Source organism: Pantanalinema rosaneae CENA516, from assembly GCF_050753385.1.
GTDB lineage: Bacteria > Cyanobacteriota > Cyanobacteriia > Leptolyngbyales > Leptolyngbyaceae > Pantanalinema > Pantanalinema rosaneae.
The window spans coordinates 1-17,516 of sequence record NZ_JBLZFZ010000095.1; the positions used below are offsets into that span (position 1 = coordinate 1).

A 17,516-nucleotide genomic window follows, 5' to 3' on the forward strand; every position below is an offset into this window, starting at 1 on the left:
AGATGTGTATAAGAGACAGGAGTGGAGAGGTGGGAAGGTGGGAAGGATTAGGTTGGAGGAGAGACACGGTAGTGGAGGAAAATTTCGTGGTCGATCGGGTTGACGCTGAGGAGTTGCAGGCGGGGGGCGATCGCTTGGGGAAAGCCTGAGCCAGCCACTAAGGTCGGGGTGGTATTGCCGCCGAGGAGGAGCGGACATAGGGTAATCCAGAATTCATCCAGCAGTTGGGCAGCGAGGAGCGAGGCGACTAGCGTCCCACCCCCAAGAACGGCTAGGCGTTGCCAACCCAGAGTGGATAGGTAGTGGAAGAAGCTGCGCCAATCGCAGTCTGTCGCGGGGGAGTCGTGTGGATCCAAAACGCAGATTTGCTGGAAGTGCTCCGAGTGTTGCCAATGGGTGGCGGCTTCAGCCGAGGTCAATAACCACCGGGGCACAGCCTGCCGAAAAAAGGGCAACTGGGTATCGAAGACTGCCGATCGCGAACAAACGATATGTACCGGTTGCGGCGGTTTTCCGGCTTGTTGTCGGGCTGCCAGGAGTGCCGGATGGGTAATTGGCAGGGTTGTGCCATACGCCCGCAGGGTTGCCGCCCCAAATATTACCCCGTCCACTTGGGCAATTTGCTGTTCCAGATGAGCTTTGTCAGCCGCAGAACTAAACCGGGCAGCCGTATGCTGGAAATCGGTAATTTTACCATCTAGACTTGTAGCTAAAACCACGATCGTTTTTGGGCGATCGACCAGGCTATCCCCAACCGGAGTGATCCTTGTAATAATTGTCATTAGATTTAGCTCAGAACCCTCTGACCTGATTCAACTGGAAAAACAGTAATCGGTGGCTGACGAATTGATCAATGTCCTCCCGCCGTCTGCTATTGAACGTGAGCGAGGTTCATTGGGAACTGCTCCCACCTGTTTACACTAGCGCTGCCAATCGCTTGAAGAGTTGTCTGCGAGACATGTTCTATGCCGAAATTGGGTCAGTCTTCCTTTCGTCGCATTCTGCTCTCCAAAATTTTGTTGCTCAGTATTCCTGTCTTGTTACTGGGCGAGTACGTCACGTACCGCAAAGCCCGAGAAGGTTTTTTGCAAACAGCCCAACAAAATCTGACCGAAAGTGCCCAGCGCAAAGGCGAGAATATTCGCGATCGCATTGAGGCGCTGCGATCGAATGTCACCACTGCCAGCGTCGGCTTTGCCATGCAAATGGAGCAACCTCAGGCAGCATCTACTTTTGTGCAACAAATGCGCTCCTGGTTAACTCAGGATATTCAATGTATTCAACTATTCAACTTAGAAACGCAACGGGTAGAGGGTAGCACCTGTGGCAATCAGCCGATCGATGCCAACTGGCAAGCGGCTACAGCATTCCTACCGTCGTCCGGTCAAGACCTGCGATCGCAGGTGCAGTTAACCCCCACCGAACCTACTCACTTAAGCCAACCACGCCCTGCCCAATCCCAGTTAAATCTAGTCCTAAGTACCCCGGTCTACAACCGCCAGGGACAACCTCGCTATCTTTTGAGCGTACAAGCCTCGCTCTATCGCCAGGAAGCAGTCCAACGGGGATCCTTAGCAGGCTATACCATCCTGGTGGAACAAGATGGCAGGATACTGCTGCATCCCAACCGCGATCGTATCGGACAAAATATTCAGCAGGCACTCACTCCCCTGATCTGGCAGGGAGTGTTTAAAGACTCCAGCACCGAACAGCCCAATCCCCAATCGTTACTGTGGTTTAAAGCCGATGGTAAAGATTGGCTAGTCAGTTTCAATCGCATTACTATCCCGATCGGTGGGAATCAAACTCAAACCTGGACAGTTCTGGCAGTGGCTCCCGCCCACAATGCCCTGTATGGGCTGGAAGGCATTCAGCAAACCTTGATGGTTTTGACGATCGGGTTAATTATCGCCCTGTTATTAGCCACCTACTACATCGCCCGAGACTTAGCCCGCCCGATCGAACAACTGAGCCAGTATGCCCTCCAGATTCATAGCCATTCCGATCCCGAGCGATCGCCTAAAGATTTTCACATTCAAGAACTAAATCATCTCGCCGCCGCCCTGGATAGTATGGTGGAACGCCTAGAAGAACGGGCGGAAGAACTGGAAGCCGCCTGGCAGGAGGCGCAGATTGCCAGTGAACTAAAAAGTGACTTTTTAGCCACCACCTCCCATGAACTCCGCACTCCGTTAAATGCCATTATTGGCTGTGTGCGGCTGGTTCGAGATAACTGCTGCGATACCCGTGCCGAGGAACTAGAGTTTTTGCAACAGGCAGATGATGCCGCGATCCACCTATTGAAGATCATTAATGATCTGCTGGATATTTCCAAAATTGAAGCGGGTAAAGTTGAGTTAAACCTACAACCTGTAGAGATTCAGGCTCTCTGTCACCAGTGCCTGCGTATGATTCAGCCCGGAGCCGAAAAAAAGCGGTTAACCCTTGCCCTGGACGTAGACGAATCAATTGGAGAAGTACCGCTAGATGAACGCCGAGTGCGCCAGATGGTGATCAATCTCCTCTCTAATGCCGTGAAATTTACCCCGGAAGGGGGGCATGTCAAGCTCAGTAGTCAAATTCGTTACGGGCAACACCTGATGCAGGACAATCGCCCGGATCATAGCCCGATTAATCCCGATACGCCCTATCTATGCCTGGAAGTCAAAGACTCGGGCATTGGCATTCCGAAAGAACGCTGGAATCTTCTCTTCCGCCCCTTCTCGCAGGTGGATTCCTCCCTGACTCGCAAGCATGAAGGCACAGGACTGGGTTTAGCGTTAACCAAACGGCTAGTGGAGTTACACGGAGGCACCCTATCGTTTCAATCTACCCCTGGTGCCGGGAGCATTTTTCGCATCTGGTTGCCCTACGACAACGATCGCTAATAGTCAGGTGTAGTTGACGACGGATTCCGCATCGCTAGAAAGGCTACCTGAGCCGCCGCTTGTTCCGCCGCTTTAATTGATCGTCCCCAGCCCTGCCCTAAACAATTGCCGTGTAACCATACCTCCGCCATAAACCGCTCGGAACTGGCAACCGCTGCCGTTTCCTGCACCCGATATTCTGGCAGCACTTTGTAATGGGCTTGCGTCCACTCTTGCAACGCCGCTTTATAGTTTTGGCGAGCCGGATCAGTCCGAATTTCCACCACTAATCGGTGTAAATGAGTATCTAACCAGGGTCGGACTAATGCCAGCGTATGCGTACTTAAGTAAAGCGCCGCCAACACCGCCTCAAATGCCTGGGCTAAGCGTGATTCCTGACCTAATTTATCGTTCAGCGCACTATTAGAGGCTAAGAGATAGCGATCGAGGTGATAGCTCGCTGCAATCTGTGCCAGGATGCGATCGCTGACTAACACCGATCGAATTGCCGCAAACTCGCCTACCGGCAGTTCGGGAAACGTCTCCCATAAAAATTCAGCCGTCGCCAACCGGATGACGGCATCACCGACAAACTCCAGTTGTTCATAATTCGCATCCACCGAGATCGTGGAATGGGTCAGTGCCCGATCTAAGAGTTGCCACTGAATCAGCGTTGCATTGGGTACACCCAACTTTTGCACCAATTGTTCTAGCTGCTGCTGACGATGAGGATATTGCAGAGTCATCGGTTGATCAGGCAAGAGTACATCATGCCATTATGCCGAACAGGGTAGATTTTGCAGGGCTTTGATTAAGTTAGGATAAATCGGTGCCGTTGGCATTTCTGCCAATCGAGGAGACAACCCACCTGGATCAAGATCAATCACCCGAATGCATAACGTCTCTTCCCCAACCCGCCCTTCGGTGACATCAGGCATTGCTAAGTGAGGATGTTGTTGTCTGAGAGCAGCAACGGTTTGCGGTAACACTCCTGCCAACCGGGACAGAATATCGTCTGATAGATTCGCTAACACTTCATTACCAAAAAAAGCATCGAACCCAGCAAACAGCTTTTCAATGCGTTGGATCGGATCGGGATGATCAACAATTTTGTGTAACCACCGTACCCACTGAATCCGCCGACTATATGCCCGTTGCCGCAACTCATGGGTAGTCACTTCGACAATTTCAGGAGCTCCGATCGCAATCACAGTGGTATAGTGTTGCTCTGCCGGACTACCTACCGCCGCCCCTGGGCCTGCAAACTCGGCATAGTGCTCCTTACATAGGATTAAGCCACTCCGTTTGTTTTCACCCACTGCAATCAGGTTATGGGCAAAGGATACGGTATTCACATCATTCTGAGGTAAATCGTGAGAGATGGGGTTGTTCACAGACCGATCCCAAACTACATTCATTGAGAATTACCTAACTGATAGAAGCCCCGTCCAAATTCTTTCCATCCTAGTTTAGATTGCCGATCAGAGTAGATCTGCATAAACGGGATTTGCTGAATCTACATAATCAGCCGACTAGGAACAAAATTCTATAAAAGCGCGGAGTACGATCGATACCACAACGATCTTCAGGGAACCGCTGCATTTAAAAAGGAGCAGGCGAGCTCAATAACTGAAACGGAACTCAGGCATCTGGTAGAACACCCACCCAACTTAAATCATGCCAAAGTTCTTGTAAAGAGATTCAACGATCGTCCGTCGCCATCCCGAATAGCTGCGATTAAAACTGCCCGGAAGCTGTTGTTTAAGCTAATTTGGGTAACTGGATGGTAAACACACTGCCCTGTCCCAAACTAGAAGTTACCCCTACCTTGCCACCATGAGCTTCCACAATTCGGCGCGACAGATGCAAGCCCAACCCACTGCCCGAACGCTTATGTTGTCCCTGGCGAAAGCGATCGAAAATCACGGCTTGATCCTCCGTCGTAATCCCTGCACCGGTATCCATCACATCGATCGTCAGCCAGGCAGCAGGGCGATGCCCATTCCCATCAGCCGCAGGCAGGACATTCTCCATTTCGGTTAAATGAATCTCTACGCCCCCTTGATCGGTAAATTTGATCGCATTAGCCACTAAATTTGTGATCACTCGGCGTAACTCCAGCCGATCACCATTCACAATCCCCAAATCTTTCTTACTGGGATCACACTGGTCAACATTAATCTTCAGCGTTAAGCCTTTTTCCTGTGCCAGAGGCGTGAGTTCCTGCGCCACATCCTCAATCAAGGCTTTGAGATCACACGGAGCCAGCACCAAATTTTTCCGCCCTGCTTCATAGCGATAAACCTCTAGCAGGGTATTCACCATCTGCAATAGGTTTTGATTATTGCGGATCAGGTTGTCGATCGTGGTGGCCATATCTGGAGACACCGAACCAAATGCCCCTTGCTGAAATAGCGTATAGATGCGATCGGCAGCAACCAGCGGAGTACGCAAATCATGGGTTAGCCGCGAGACAAAATCCTCCCGTTGGCGGGACATGTGTTCTCGTTCGTCAATACTATGTTTCAAGCGCAGTAGCGATCGCACCCGCGCTAACAATTCATCGGCATCGACCGGCTTGCGAATAAAATCATCTGCTCCAGCATCCAGACCAATCACCACACTGGAATTATCGTGAGCAGAGATTAATAGGATGGGGATATAGGGCAATTGGGCGTTATTCCGGATCCGACGGGTAACCTCATACCCATCCAGATCGGGCATCATCACATCCAGCAGCACGAGATCCGGTGGAGACTGTTGCACAGCCTTGAGGGCATCCATGCCGTTTTCCACCAGCGTGATCTCATACCCTTCATCTTCCAGAATGGTTTTGATTAAAAAGAGATTATCGGGAATATCATCAACGACCAGAATTTGGTCAGTCCTAGAGCCGTTCTTATTAAATGACATGAATTAAGTAAGGTAAACTAGACCGCATCACAAATATGGAGTGGCAACCACAAACTGAAACAGAGTGTAGTAAAAGTTCCACGCGCTAATGTCATAGTCTCAAGCTTGACACTACTTAGCCCTGAAACAAGAAATTGTTTGCGAAACCGATCCTACCGTTGCCAAGAGTTCAACCTCTATCCTTCCATCTTAAGATTTTAAAAAGGAAGACAGGTCTTTCTTAAGTAAGAGTTAGAGAGCCCACGAGCCTAGTTTTAGGAAAATTTAATCTTCTCCGATTAATCATGCCCTCTGACAAGATTCATGCGATCGAGGGCTTTAGGCGATCGTGCCGGGGGATAGGTCAACTCTTGAATCGTGTGATTGAGCACCTGACTAGATAACGTGCGGGGTAATTCGATCCGAAATACCGAGCCTTTCCCTAACTGGCTTTCCACAATGATGGAACCATTCAGCATTTGGACGAGGGAATAGGTAATTGCTAACCCTAAGCCAGTCCCCGTGTAGCGACGGGTAATACTTTGATCCACCTGCCGAAATGCCTCAAAAATATGCTCTAAATGGGCTTCATCAATGCCAATGCCCGTGTCATGGACGGAGATCGCCAGATGCTCGGGTTCCGGTTCACTCACCTCCACCCACACCCCCCCCGCTTCTGTAAATTTGAGCGCATTCGACAATAGATTGACCAAAATTTGCCGCAAGCGTTGGCGATCGCTGGTAATTTGGGGATTTTGTAGGGTTGTCTGTAATTCGAGAAATAAGCCTTTTTGCTCTGCCAGCGATCGCAGCCCTTCGATCGTCGCTCGCAGTTCGGTTTCCAGATTAAAGGTATCAGGCACCAGTTCTAGCCGACCCACCTCAATTTTAGACAGGTCAAGAATGTCATTCAGTAACTCCAGCAGGTTTTTACCATTATTGAGGATGCGCTGGAGCATATCCAGTTGCTGCGGGTTCAATTGCCCTTTACTGGGACGGAGCAACATTTGGGAGAAGCCAATAATGGCATTCAGAGGAGTACGCAGTTCATGGGACATAGTGGCTAAGAACTGCGACTTCATCCGCGATGCTTCCAACAACTTGAGATTTTGCAGTTGAATCTGTTGGCGCTGGTGTTCTAGCTCTTGATTTTTTCGGCGTAACAGATCGTTACTTTCGCGTAACTGCTGATTTGCCAGCGACACCTGCACTTCCGCCCGGTAGACCCGCATCGCATTTCGCAGGATGCGGACTAAGGTTTCTGAGGTAACTTTGGATTTTGCCAGGTAGTCCGAAGCCCCTGCCTTCATCAGTTCAACGGCAATCTCCTCATCGCCTTGCCCCGTCAGCACCACTAAGGGCACACGCACCCCCCGTTGCCGCAGTTCTCGCACCAAGCTCAGCCCGTCGCTATCCGGTAAGCAGTAATCCAAAAAGATGAAATCAAAATGGGTGGTTTGGGTAATTGCGATCGCGGCGGCACAATTCTCTACCTCAAACCATTCCATAAACACCCCTGCCGACTTCAAAGCCCGCCGGACTGCCATCCGATCAACTTCATCATCATCGACCACTAAGATTTTTAACATCGGTTCCATAGGTCGTTAATGGTTGAGGAGCCATCATCCAGAAACAGTGCAATCAACAGGGGAGTCTTGCTGTGTAAGTCAGTCATATCATCTCGCATAATGCCCAGTACTTATTCAGCGTTGCCATCACTTCAGCAAAGTTTTGAAATGTGACTGGCTTCAACAAATATCCGGCGACGTTCAGGTGATACGCTTCTACCCGATCTTGATCCTGATTAGACGTAGTCAGGACAACCACTGGAGTTGATTGCAAGTCTGGATCCGATCGCAGTTCTCGCAAAAACTCAATTCCTCCCATTCGAGGCATATTCAGGTCTAACAAAATCAGGCGGCGATCGTTGGGCACTGCCGGAGGTTGCCCATCCTTACCCCGTAGCATTGCCAACGCCTCCACACCGTTTTGGGCAATATACAACGGATTGGCAATGTGATTTTTCCGAAAGGCGCGTTGCACGTTCATCACGTCCACTGCGTCATCTTCTACTAAGAGAATATTAATCACGGGCTTTTCCATTGTTGGATCTTGCACCTCAGTAAATTACGGCGATATAGAAAATCAATTCGTCAGTTTTTCCAGAGAGGAAATTTTGTAATAGTGATATTTATTAAAAATGGTAAATAGAAGCCTGCTGCCTCCACCTCGTCCAAGAGTCATAATTTTGGCGATCGCAGTCATTTATGCCAGGTAAACCGAAAGGTTGCCCCCGCTCCTGGCTGAGAGTCCACGCTAATACTGCCGCCTTCTGTTTCAATAATCTTCTTGACGATCGACAGTCCAATCCCGGTACTTTCCTTAGTATCACGGGCTTCCAGCGTTTGAAAGATCGTAAAAATTTTGTCGTGGTACTCCGGCGCAATGCCATTGCCATCATCGGAGACAGCAAATTCATACTCTCCTCCGCGCTCCTGCACTGAAATGGTCACTCGCCCATCATCACGGGGATGGTGCTTCACCGCGTTGCTAATGAGATTGGCAAATACCTGCCCCAGTAATAGGCGTTTGGTTGATAAGGTTGGCATATTTTCGCCCACGACCACCGTAAAACTGGGTGGCAATGCCAGGGAATCAATCACCTCCATTAATACCGTGTTGACATTCACGGGTTCGATCGCCGCTTCAATTCGACCAATCCGTGAGTATTCCAATAACCCGTTAATCAATGCTTCCATCCGATGCACTCGTCCGCGTAGTAAGCGCATTTGCTGCCGGTTTTCCGCTGGTAGCAGATCATTCAGATCCTCTTCTAACCATTCCGACAGGTTGGCGATCGCGCGTAATGGTGCCTTTAGATCATGGGATGCCACATAGGCAAATTGATCCAGTTCTTGATTGCGCTTTTTCAACAGGCTGGTCGTGCGTGCCAACATGGCATTCACATAGGTCAATTCCTCTGCCCGTTCCTGGAGGGCAATTTCGGCTTGCTTGCGATCGGTGATATCCGTCAGTGTCCCTACATAGCCAACCAGTTGATCCTGTTCATCCACCTCCACCTCAGCCTGCGCCAACACCCATACAACCTGAGCATCGGTGCGGCGGCAAATCCGATATTCCACTCGAAAGGGCTGGCGGGTTTGGGTACATTCTGCCCAGGCTGCCATCACTGGCTCCCGATCATCCGGATGAATAGCATCTGACCAATTCTCCTGGGCTTGCTCCAGTGTCATGCCAGTAATGTCACACCAGCGATCGTTGACATACACTGCCCGCCCATCGGCATCGGCTCGGAAAATGCCCACAGGAGAAATTTGTGCCAGGGTTGCCAGGAGTTGTTCCTGTTGTCGGGTCGAGGGCTGGTCAGTGTAAAGTTGCAGCGTATCTTTAATAGCAGCCGCTAAGGTACGGGGCAACGATTGTAGCAATGGGGTGGCTGAATGGGACTCAGTTTGGCTCATACCTTTCCTCCACGATCGACAGACGATCCCAGCTTGCTAATGCTCCGACTATAGTCAAGCGCTAGGGCAATGATCTATACCCAAAGTTAGAGTTTTAGGGCAACATTGGCGATCGATATAGGTGACTCAATCCTGAGGATTCAAGGTTGCGAGTTGCATCCGTCCCGATTCACTGGAAGATGGAGTAGACCATCCTTTCCCCTATACAGCATGACGATTACGATTACCCTCACGGCTGACCAAATTAATCAGTTGGATCTCACCCCAGCTCTGACGGTGGTTGAACCGATGTTGACGGATACCGCGATCGCCAAGTATGAACAACAGGTGCAATTTCAGGTGGATTACCCCCGCGAACCCAACGATCCGCGAGAATTACCGGAAATTCCCGAAATTCGGCTCTGGTTTGTCCGGTTAGATGCCCAGTATCCCTGGTTTCCCTTTTTACTGGACTGGAAGGCAGGCGAACTGGCCCGCTATACCGCCATGCTGGTGCCGCACCAATTCCACCCTAAGAACGGCATCCAGTACAATCCCGAGGCATTGGAAATCTTTGTCATGCACAAAATCTTTGTCCTGGCGAACTGGTTGCATCAGCAAGGCATTGACGGTGATTCGCGCCTAAAGGCAATGACTCAGATGTTTGGCTATGACCTGGATGATGGCTTATTTGAACTGATTAAGCCGTGATTTGTTGCAAAATCCAATCGACGGCGGCGGCGGAATCGGCAGCAATATAGTCGGGCTGGGTGTGATGCTGGTAGTCACCACTTAGCACCCGATCGCCAAAGCCAGTTTGCACCAAAACCCCAACACATCCGGCATTGTGAGCCATATCCACATCCGTCGCTTTATCCCCTACCATAAAGCTGCGGCTCAGATCGAGATCATGCTCCCAGGCGGCGGCTACTAACATGCCGGTATTCGGTTTGCGCCAGGTACTCCAACGGGTATATTCCGGGTCTTGCCCCCCCTCCGGCGCACTGAGATAAGGACAATAATAGAGGGCATCCAGATGCGCCCCCGCTTCGGTTTGTAATAATCGACAGAGCCGATCGTGCAGAGCCTCTACATGGCTGGCAGGATAGTACCCCCGAGCCGGTCCCGATTGATTCGACACCAGGCAGCAGAAAACCCCGCGATCGTTGAGCCGCCGCACCGCTTCAGCCACCCCTGGAATCAGGTGTAAATCCTCGACACGATGAATATAGCCAACTTCTTGATTTAACACCCCATCGCGATCGAAAAATACTGCCAGTCGTGTCATGCCTTCAGCCCTAGAGGACGGGTAATTCAGTTGGAGAATAGCAAATTCCGGTGAGACTGCAAAGCGATCCGCGATCGGTCACTTCCTTAGTTCTTTCTTATAATTTCTCCGACCCGGCAGACCCCCAAGCTATTCTCGACAAAGAAAAATATCCAGGCTTCAGTGGCGATGGGCAAGTAGAACTATAGGGATAATTGTGTATGAAACGGGCTGCACGAAACGGTGGTAAGGATCCAGAAGCTGTCACGGTGGCATCAAAAAAGAGCAAGAAGAAACAAAAGCTGACTGAAACTCCAGAGCCAAGTCCAATTGTGAGTCAGGGCTATCGTCCTCCAGACACGTCGATCGTCAAACTGAAGAAATTTGCCTACGAAAAAGAGCTGGCAAAGTTGCAGATGGAGTTAGTCAAACTGCAATATTGGGTCAAGCATGTCGGGCTACGAGTCGTGATCATCTTTGAGGGACGGGATGCTGCCGGGAAGGGTAGCACCATCAAGCGAATCGTAGAATGCTTAAATCCTCGGGGCTGCCGGGTTGTGGCACTGGGGACTCCCTCGGATCATGAAAAAACCCAGTGGTACTTTCAACGCTACGTTGCCCATTTACCCGGAGCCGGAGAGATCGTTTTGTTCGATCGCAGCTGGTATAACCGGGCAGGGGTAGAGCGGGTGATGGAATTTTGTACTGAGGAACAATACCGTGAATTTCTGCAATCCTGCCCAGAATTTGAACGGATGTTAGTCAGGTCAGGTATTATCTTGCTGAAATACTGGTTTTCCGTCAGTGATGATGAACAGGAACGCCGATTTCAAGCCCGGATGCTCGATCCCACCAAACGCTGGAAACTCAGCCCGATGGATTTAGAGTCCCGCAATCGCTGGGTAGAATACTCCAAAGCCAAAGATGAGATGTTTGCCCACACTAATATTCCGGAAGCACCCTGGTTCACTGTTGAAGCTGATGATAAGAAACGATCGCGGCTGAATTGTATTCATCACATCCTCAGCAAAATTCCCTACGAGGACACCACCCCAGAACCGTTTGATTTGCCCCCCCGCAAACCCTCGGAAACTTACGTCCGTCCGCCCCACAACGAGCAATTCTTCGTGCCCCAGGTGTATTAACCTCGATCGGCGATCGGGGAACACTACAAGCAACTATTCCTCTACTTCCCGAAGCCTCCATGTTTCGTTTGAATCAACGTGCCTTTGACCTCCTGAACGCTGAAATTCAACGGCTAGCGACTAATGATATTGCCGGACAGGTGCAGCAGGAGATTGCCTTAAAGCGGTTAGAACGGCTGCGATCGCAACCGGGCACTCCGGCGACTCAGGAGGAGTTGTGGGAACTGATGAATGATCTCTTTCCCAACTTCAGTAAAAAGGTATTGCAGCAAGCCGCCGCCGCCAACCAACCGCCATCACCGATTTGGGGTTGGCTGAAGTTCGGGACGATTTCGATCGCCGCTGTTGTGGGTAGCATCTGGTTCGTGAATCTGCCCTATCCCATGATTCGCTATCCGGTCGCCCGCCATGCGCCTATGCTGTTACTGCCCAGTTTCCTCAGCATGGATCACAACTACCGTCAGGCGATCGCAGCAACCGAACAAGCCGACCAACTGGTCAACAAAGCTACCAGTCCTGCTGATTTGGGTCTGGGCAGAACCAAAGTGAAGCAGGCACAAAGCAGCCTGGATGCCTTACCCGTTTGGTTTTTGGGCTACTATCCCACGGCTTATTGCCGTTGGTTTCATTGTTACTGGCGATTTACCCTGGATGAATTTCAACAAGCCCGGAAAGAAGTCGCCCGCATGGATGCCCGCTTGTTTCAGGAAGACAATGCCCAAACGGCACTAACACAAGCCGAACAAGCATTAGGCAACGCCAAACAGCAGTATCAGGAGTCACCTAATTCCGCCGAGCAACAAGCCGCGATCGCCCAATGGCAACAGGCGATCGACACCTTACACACCATTCCCCAGGCAACTCTGGCAGGTCGAACGGCTGATCTTAAACTGCCAGCCTACGAACGGGATTTTGAACAGGTCGTTGGCTTCACAGTGGGGAATGCTCGGACTGGCAATCTGATTCAGGCGGCAAAAGAGTTTGCCAAGTATGCCCAGGCTTCCAGTCAGGGATCTGCCCATTCCGTGGCGGAGTGGGAGAAAACTCAACAGCAATGGCAGGACGCGATCGATCGGCTGCATGATATTAAGGTGGAAGATCCGGACTACAGCGAAGCTCAACGGTTACTCGCCAAGTATAAAGATAGTTTGGAAACGGCACGAGTACGACAGCAAGAGGAGCGGGAGTCGGTCAAAGCCTATGAGGAAGCCGAAGGCTTAAAGAACGAGTTTCTTGCCCGTATTCCCGCCGGAGCTACGTCGATCGATCGGACTTGGGCAACTCGCGAACTAGAACAAATTAAAACAGTGTTGCGGAGAGTTAAACCAGGGACAACGGTCTATGCCGATGCCCAAGTATTATTAGCCGCCGCCGAGCAAAAGCTGAAATAAACATGCCTAATTGATTGATTACAATCCTGGTGTCATCGTGGCAGCTAACCGCTTCACGATCGCTCCCGACCTAGTCTGAAACCAAGTGAAATTCCTGTAGAGCCGGTAAAAAGTTGGCATTTTCGTGGCTAGACCGACTGAGTTTGATTAAGGCAAACCGTTGTAGTGGCGTTAAATTTGCCCATTGTGCAGCCGTCAGCGTCACCTGGAATTGCTGGGCTTTTTCCTGCACCATCTCTGGCACTGTGACAGCATCTAGCCAGGGTGGAGCCGGATCGATCGCTAGATCGGTGGCTTCTGTCCCGCTCCGTTCTTGAATCAAGCGGTGCAAAAATTCTCGGTACGCCTGCACTTCTGCTTCGGTATCCGATGGCAGTTCTACCAGTACGCGGCGATCGTCCTGGGTAAACTGATTCCACTGCACCAACTTCAACTTCACCCCACAGGTATCCAGCTTGTAGCGCACCTGCATGGGAATACAGCGCAGTGATTCCACAAAATCAGCTTCAAATTGGAAAAACTGAGTCATCTTACCACCATCCATCACTGCCCATCTATTTTGCGGGTGGTTCGCCGAATCAACCAGTAGCTTGCCGAAATTGCCAGAATCGCAAATGCCAGTGCCGCTAGATCTGAGGCAGTTTTGCGTTCTAGATCCAGAATGATGATTTTGCGGGCAACGGCAATTAACGATGTCACAATCACCAACTCGACCTGCACCACATGCTTTCGTAGGTACGCCGTGATGTTCTCTAGCAGTTCCAACGCAATTAAGACATTCAGGAACGACCCGAAGATTTGAAACAAGCTCGTCCCAAAGCGACCAAAGTCCCGTGATACCACCTCTGCCCAGAAAAAATCCTTGATCAGGAAAATGGTCAAATCACTGACCGCTACCAGAATCACCAGAATCATGGCGATCGATAGGATCTTTGACACCAGAACTTCTACCTTCTCTAGAGCATGGAGAAATTCGTCATCCTGGCTAATCGTATTTTTGACTCGCTTGAAGAACCTACGCACAGCAAAATCTCATTGATCGGAACCGGGCAGATAGCGTGAGAATACCCGATCGCGGCGGACACGAGCAAATAGATTGTGGCAATGATAACGATTACAAACCGCCAAAGATCTTTAAGATCAAACAGGAGTTTGATCCATCCCCATCCTTTTCGAGCACACACTGATCCGTATGAGTAACTTAAGTGATCTGTTAGAACCTCTTGCCGCCTGGTTTCGTACCTTAAATCTCCCAGAACCGATCGTCCATTGGGGACATCCGGTGATGATGGGCATTGTGGTGTTAGTCGTTGGCAGCTATGTGGTCTACACCGGCTGGAACGGACGACTAGCTCAAGACACAGACAAAGAAGCCGCTACCAAGAGTCGCACCGCCCACCGCACCTTTGCGCCACTCATGTTTTTGTTTCTCGCCTTGGGCTATACCGGGGGAGTATTGTCCTTAGTCATGCAGCGGCAACCAATTCTGGAAAGCCCGCACTTTGTCACCGGAACGATCGTGTTAGGGTTACTCGCGACCAACAGCGCCCTCTCTCTGGCAGGGTTTTGGGGAAACAAATCGGGTCTACGCATGGCACACGCCTATCTGGGTACAGTCATTTTTGCCCTCCTGCTCGTTCACGCTGTCCTCGGCATCAAGCTAGGACTCTCTATTTAGAGAATTTTCTCACCGATTGTCCTTCTGAGTGAACCGAATGGGCACTCTTACCATAGCCTCAAGGTTAACTTGGGGCTTTTTTGATGGCGATCGGGGTGCATGATGGGTTCCGTCACTACAATCATTCTATGTTTGGCTTACATTGTTGGTTTGCTGGTCGCCGCCATTCCTGCCGGAGGAGTGATTGTCCTGGGACTGGGAATCATGGCTGCCTGGGGTATCCGTCGCATTTGGCGCACCGCCCCTAAACCCAGAATTTGGCTAATGGCAGGCACGATCGCACTGCTGGCAACCCTCTACTTGCACGTCAGAACGCCCCATCCTGCCGTCACCGACATTAGCCGGATCCTTCCCACCACAGCATCGGCAACCCCAGCCTTGAAAGTCAAAGTTCAGGGGCAAATTTTGGAAACACCCCATCTGACCCGTAGCCAAAAAATGCAGGTTTGGCTAGAGGTGCAGCAATTAGCCGTCCTCAAAGGTCAACCAGCCCCAGGGCATCATCAAGCGGCAGTTACGGGTAAACTCTATGTCACCCTGCCATTACTGCAAGCTACCGGATTACACCCTGGTCAAACGATCGCCGTCACTGGATCACTCTACAAACCCCAACCCGCAACAAATTTTGGTGGGTTTGATTTTCAGAAATATCTGGCGCAGCAAGGCTGTTTTGCCGGATTACGGGGGCAACAGGTAGACCTTCCGCCCCAGCCGACCCGTTGGGATTGGTGGCTGATTCAACAGCGGATTGCCCGATCGCAGGTGGCAGGTGCCGGTAGCCCGATTGGACAATTGATTGCCTCGATCGCACTTGGCAAACAGATCGTCGATTTACCCTTTGATATCAAGGATCAATTTACCCGCGTTGGTCTGGCTCACGCCTTAGCGGCTTCTGGCACTCAAGTTTCTCTAATTCTGGGAGTTGTTCTGACGCTCAGCCGCCGCTTACCGAAACGGGCACAGTTTGCAGTTGGCACGATCGCTCTACTGGGATTCATCGGACTGGCGGGAGCCGAACCGGCAATTCTCCGCGCGGCACTGATGGGCTTCGGTGGACTGATCGCCCTATTAGTGGATCGCCGCGTCAAACCATTGAGCTTGATGCTGGTTGTCGCTACCCTCCTATTACTGTGGTCGCCAATCTGGATTTACGATCTCAGCTTCCAATTTAGTTTTCTAGCCACGATCGGTCTGTTAGTCTCCGTCCCACCGTTAATGCAATGGCTGGATTGGCTCCCCCCGACGATCGCCTCCCTAATTGCCATTCCCCTTGCTGCCACCCTCTGGACGCTGCCAGTTCAATTGCAAACCTTCAGTGTCCTCAGTACCTACAGCATTGTCGTCAACATCATCACTGCACCATTAATCTCCATTCTGGGGATTGGTGGCATTATCAGCGCTCTCGCTGCCCTGATCTGGTTTCCGGCGGGGAGTGCTTTCGCCTGGATTTTACAATTTCCTGTCCAGTTATTGCTCCTGATCACCCGCTTTTTTGCCGAGTTACCCGGCAGTGCCTATGCGATCGGCACAATTTCGGCTATCAGCGCGATCGTCCTATATAGCCTCCTAGCCCTCACCTGGTTCTCTCCCTGGTGGCGGCGACGTGGCTGGTTAGCTTTCTCCCTCGGTGTGATTGTTCTGTTCGTGCCCATGTGGCAAGCTAAAGCCGGATTACTCCGAGTCACGATCCTGGCTACAACTCGTCAGCCGGTGATGGTGATTCAGGATGGCAAACACACGACGCTGATTAACGGGGGTGATACTGCGACTGTGAATTTTTCTGTCCTGCCATTCCTCAGCCAACAGGGAGTCAACCACCTGGATTGGGCGATCGCGACAACTCCGATCGCTCAACAACCTGGCTGGACTGGACTGCTAAAAGCCATCCCGGTTCAGCAGATATATACCTTCAGTGGCGCTCAACCTGACACTCCAGGTATTCCTGCTACTACCAACAACCCGCTAGCCAAACCCATCCACCTGTTCCCCAACCAAACAATCCGACTCGGATCTGCCCAGATCCAGCCCTTACCAACCGATCCCGCGATCGCTCAGTTCACCCTGCATGATCAAACCTGGCTTTGGCTCGGTTCCCCAACCACAACGACCCAAAAAACTTTGTTATCCAGCCATCCAGTGCATCCTCAAGTGCTTTGGTGGTCTGGTAAGCCTCTACATCCGGAGTTGATCGCCGCGCTGAAGCCAGAGGTTGCGATCGCCTCAGCCACCAAAATAGATGCCGATACCGCGAACCAATTTCGTCAGGTGGGGACTCAGCTTTACTGGACAGGACAGGATGGAGCCATTCAGTGGACTCCGGGTGAAGGATTTGTCACGAAGTTGGAGGCTAGTGACAAGACCTCCTAAAATGAGTTATTGTCACTAATGGTCAGATGTAATTTTTCGTCTGACGATCGTTGGATTCATCAGGAATCCTCACCTCTGGAGAGGTGGCAGAGCGGTTGAATGCGGCAGACTCGAAATCTGTTTTAGGGTCAAACCTAACGAGGGTTCGAATCCCTCCCTCTCCGTTACTCGTTATCTGATCCTTCTGCGGCTAAGCGGCGTTGTTCATCTTCTAGCGCCTGAATCGCCAGCAGTAATTCTTCTTCCTGTTCCTCAAAGTCCTCCTCTAAGATCTCGCCCATATCAAAGGCAAGCTGGAGGGTCAGGAGTCGCTTATGTAGATTTTCTTTATCATCGAGCTCGGTGTCTGCCCGTTCTTGAATCTGTTCAGCAATCCAGGTAAGTCCGGTGATGGGAGCGAAGAGGAGGCGGAGAACCATAGGAGTAGAGCTGTCTCTTATACACATCT

General features: G+C 51.0%; 17 protein-coding genes and 1 tRNA gene. 7 read left to right on the forward strand and 11 right to left on the reverse strand.

Annotated elements, in window-relative coordinates; genetic code table 11:
• Positions 1 to 47: 47 nt before the first annotated feature.
• Positions 48 to 782 carry a RibD family protein gene (locus tag ACN4EK_RS30440; RefSeq protein ID WP_431662198.1) on the reverse strand — a complete coding sequence of 245 codons (735 nt, stop codon included), beginning with the start codon at positions 780 to 782 and terminating at the stop codon, positions 48 to 50.
• Positions 783 to 965: 183 nt separating this feature from the next.
• Between ACN4EK_RS30440 and ACN4EK_RS30445 the strand changes: the two genes are divergently transcribed.
• The gene (locus ACN4EK_RS30445; protein WP_431662199.1) at positions 966 to 2,888 is read left to right on the forward strand and encodes a sensor histidine kinase; all 1,923 of its coding nucleotides are present in this window, start codon (positions 966 to 968) and stop codon (positions 2,886 to 2,888) included.
• Here the strand turns inward: ACN4EK_RS30445 and rnc are convergent.
• The 6 genes from rnc to ACN4EK_RS30475 form a co-directional block, all read right to left on the reverse strand.
• Complete coding sequence (gene rnc, locus ACN4EK_RS30450; protein ID WP_431662200.1) at positions 2,885 to 3,613, reverse strand: ribonuclease III; 729 nt, start codon at positions 3,611 to 3,613, stop codon at positions 2,885 to 2,887. The two genes, ACN4EK_RS30445 and rnc, sit on opposite strands and share 4 nt — an antisense overlap.
• Before the next feature lie 30 nt (positions 3,614 to 3,643).
• Entirely contained in the window at positions 3,644 to 4,261 is a 618-nt protein-coding gene (locus ACN4EK_RS30455; RefSeq protein WP_431662201.1) for a hypothetical protein, read from the reverse strand.
• Between the two features lie 367 nt (positions 4,262 to 4,628).
• The gene (locus ACN4EK_RS30460; protein ID WP_431662202.1) at positions 4,629 to 5,780 is read right to left on the reverse strand and encodes a hybrid sensor histidine kinase/response regulator; all 1,152 of its coding nucleotides are present in this window, start codon (positions 5,778 to 5,780) and stop codon (positions 4,629 to 4,631) included.
• Between the two features lie 278 nt (positions 5,781 to 6,058).
• A complete protein-coding gene (locus tag ACN4EK_RS30465) occupies positions 6,059 to 7,357 on the reverse strand; it encodes an ATP-binding response regulator (protein WP_431662203.1) in 1,299 nt (432 codons plus the stop codon).
• 73 nt (positions 7,358 to 7,430) lie between these two features.
• Positions 7,431 to 7,862, reverse strand: a complete 432-nt coding sequence (locus ACN4EK_RS30470) for a response regulator (RefSeq protein ID WP_431662204.1) — start codon at positions 7,860 to 7,862, stop codon at positions 7,431 to 7,433.
• Between the two features lie 158 nt (positions 7,863 to 8,020).
• Positions 8,021 to 9,241 (reverse strand): sensor histidine kinase, encoded by a 1,221-nt coding sequence (locus tag ACN4EK_RS30475; protein WP_431662205.1) that lies wholly within the window; start codon positions 9,239 to 9,241, stop codon positions 8,021 to 8,023.
• Positions 9,242 to 9,451: 210 nt separating this feature from the next.
• Here ACN4EK_RS30475 and ACN4EK_RS30480 point away from each other — a divergent pair, with 210 nt between their 5' ends.
• On the forward strand, positions 9,452 to 9,931 hold the full coding sequence (locus tag ACN4EK_RS30480) for a CRR6 family NdhI maturation factor (RefSeq protein ID WP_431662206.1): 480 nt from the start codon (positions 9,452 to 9,454) through the stop codon (positions 9,929 to 9,931).
• Here ACN4EK_RS30480 and ACN4EK_RS30485 read toward each other — a convergent pair.
• The gene (locus ACN4EK_RS30485; protein WP_431662207.1) at positions 9,921 to 10,508 is read right to left on the reverse strand and encodes a D-glycero-alpha-D-manno-heptose-1,7-bisphosphate 7-phosphatase; all 588 of its coding nucleotides are present in this window, start codon (positions 10,506 to 10,508) and stop codon (positions 9,921 to 9,923) included. The two genes, ACN4EK_RS30480 and ACN4EK_RS30485, sit on opposite strands and share 11 nt — an antisense overlap.
• Before the next feature lie 200 nt (positions 10,509 to 10,708).
• Here ACN4EK_RS30485 and ppk2 point away from each other — a divergent pair, with 200 nt between their 5' ends.
• Both ppk2 and ACN4EK_RS30495 read left to right on the forward strand, forming a co-directional pair.
• Positions 10,709 to 11,632 carry a polyphosphate kinase 2 gene (ppk2, locus tag ACN4EK_RS30490; protein WP_431662208.1) on the forward strand — a complete coding sequence of 308 codons (924 nt, stop codon included), beginning with the start codon at positions 10,709 to 10,711 and terminating at the stop codon, positions 11,630 to 11,632.
• Between the two features lie 59 nt (positions 11,633 to 11,691).
• Positions 11,692 to 13,023: a hypothetical protein gene (locus ACN4EK_RS30495; protein ID WP_431662209.1), complete on the forward strand. Its 1,332-nt coding sequence runs from the start codon at positions 11,692 to 11,694 to the stop codon at positions 13,021 to 13,023.
• A gap of 70 nt (positions 13,024 to 13,093) precedes the next feature.
• Here ACN4EK_RS30495 and ACN4EK_RS30500 read toward each other — a convergent pair whose 3' ends face one another.
• Entirely contained in the window at positions 13,094 to 13,552 is a 459-nt protein-coding gene (locus tag ACN4EK_RS30500; protein ID WP_431662210.1) for a nitrate reductase associated protein, read from the reverse strand.
• Positions 13,553 to 13,566: 14 nt separating this feature from the next.
• Positions 13,567 to 14,046, reverse strand: a complete 480-nt coding sequence (locus tag ACN4EK_RS30505; RefSeq protein WP_431662211.1) for a phosphate-starvation-inducible PsiE family protein — start codon at positions 14,044 to 14,046, stop codon at positions 13,567 to 13,569.
• A gap of 169 nt (positions 14,047 to 14,215) precedes the next feature.
• On the opposite strand from ACN4EK_RS30505, the gene ACN4EK_RS30510 reads away from it, so the two are divergent.
• From ACN4EK_RS30510 to ACN4EK_RS30520, 3 genes are all read left to right on the forward strand, one after another.
• Positions 14,216 to 14,701 carry a DUF4079 domain-containing protein gene (locus tag ACN4EK_RS30510; protein ID WP_431662212.1) on the forward strand — a complete coding sequence of 162 codons (486 nt, stop codon included), beginning with the start codon at positions 14,216 to 14,218 and terminating at the stop codon, positions 14,699 to 14,701.
• Positions 14,702 to 14,800: 99 nt separating this feature from the next.
• Complete coding sequence (locus ACN4EK_RS30515) at positions 14,801 to 17,068, forward strand: ComEC/Rec2 family competence protein (RefSeq protein ID WP_431662213.1); 2,268 nt, start codon at positions 14,801 to 14,803, stop codon at positions 17,066 to 17,068.
• Between the two features lie 77 nt (positions 17,069 to 17,145).
• Positions 17,146 to 17,232, forward strand: a tRNA-Ser gene (locus ACN4EK_RS30520).
• Here ACN4EK_RS30520 and ACN4EK_RS30525 read toward each other — a convergent pair.
• On the reverse strand, positions 17,233 to 17,516 hold a 284-nt coding region (locus ACN4EK_RS30525; protein ID WP_431662214.1), incomplete at its 5' end, for a gas vesicle protein GvpG.

Bases quoted from the DNA above. Each gene is read 5' to 3' on its own strand.
- ACN4EK_RS30440 (WP_431662198.1), bottom strand. From the start codon at position 782: ATGACAATTATTACAAGGATCACTCCGGTTGGGGATAGCCTGGTCGAT.
- ACN4EK_RS30445 (WP_431662199.1), top strand. From the start codon at position 966: ATGCCGAAATTGGGTCAGTCTTCCTTTCGTCGCATTCTGCTCTCCAAA.
- rnc (WP_431662200.1), bottom strand. From the start codon at position 3,613: ATGACTCTGCAATATCCTCATCGTCAGCAGCAGCTAGAACAATTGGTG.
- ACN4EK_RS30460 (WP_431662202.1), bottom strand. From the start codon at position 5,780: ATGTCATTTAATAAGAACGGCTCTAGGACTGACCAAATTCTGGTCGTT.
- ACN4EK_RS30465 (WP_431662203.1), bottom strand. From the start codon at position 7,357: ATGGAACCGATGTTAAAAATCTTAGTGGTCGATGATGATGAAGTTGAT.
- ACN4EK_RS30470 (WP_431662204.1), bottom strand. From the start codon at position 7,862: ATGGAAAAGCCCGTGATTAATATTCTCTTAGTAGAAGATGACGCAGTG.
- ACN4EK_RS30475 (WP_431662205.1), bottom strand. From the start codon at position 9,241: ATGAGCCAAACTGAGTCCCATTCAGCCACCCCATTGCTACAATCGTTG.
- ACN4EK_RS30480 (WP_431662206.1), top strand. From the start codon at position 9,452: ATGACGATTACGATTACCCTCACGGCTGACCAAATTAATCAGTTGGAT.
- ACN4EK_RS30485 (WP_431662207.1), bottom strand. From the start codon at position 10,508: ATGACACGACTGGCAGTATTTTTCGATCGCGATGGGGTGTTAAATCAA.
- ppk2 (WP_431662208.1), top strand. From the start codon at position 10,709: ATGAAACGGGCTGCACGAAACGGTGGTAAGGATCCAGAAGCTGTCACG.
- ACN4EK_RS30495 (WP_431662209.1), top strand. From the start codon at position 11,692: ATGTTTCGTTTGAATCAACGTGCCTTTGACCTCCTGAACGCTGAAATT.
- ACN4EK_RS30500 (WP_431662210.1), bottom strand. From the start codon at position 13,552: ATGACTCAGTTTTTCCAATTTGAAGCTGATTTTGTGGAATCACTGCGC.
- ACN4EK_RS30510 (WP_431662212.1), top strand. From the start codon at position 14,216: ATGAGTAACTTAAGTGATCTGTTAGAACCTCTTGCCGCCTGGTTTCGT.
- ACN4EK_RS30515 (WP_431662213.1), top strand. From the start codon at position 14,801: ATGATGGGTTCCGTCACTACAATCATTCTATGTTTGGCTTACATTGTT.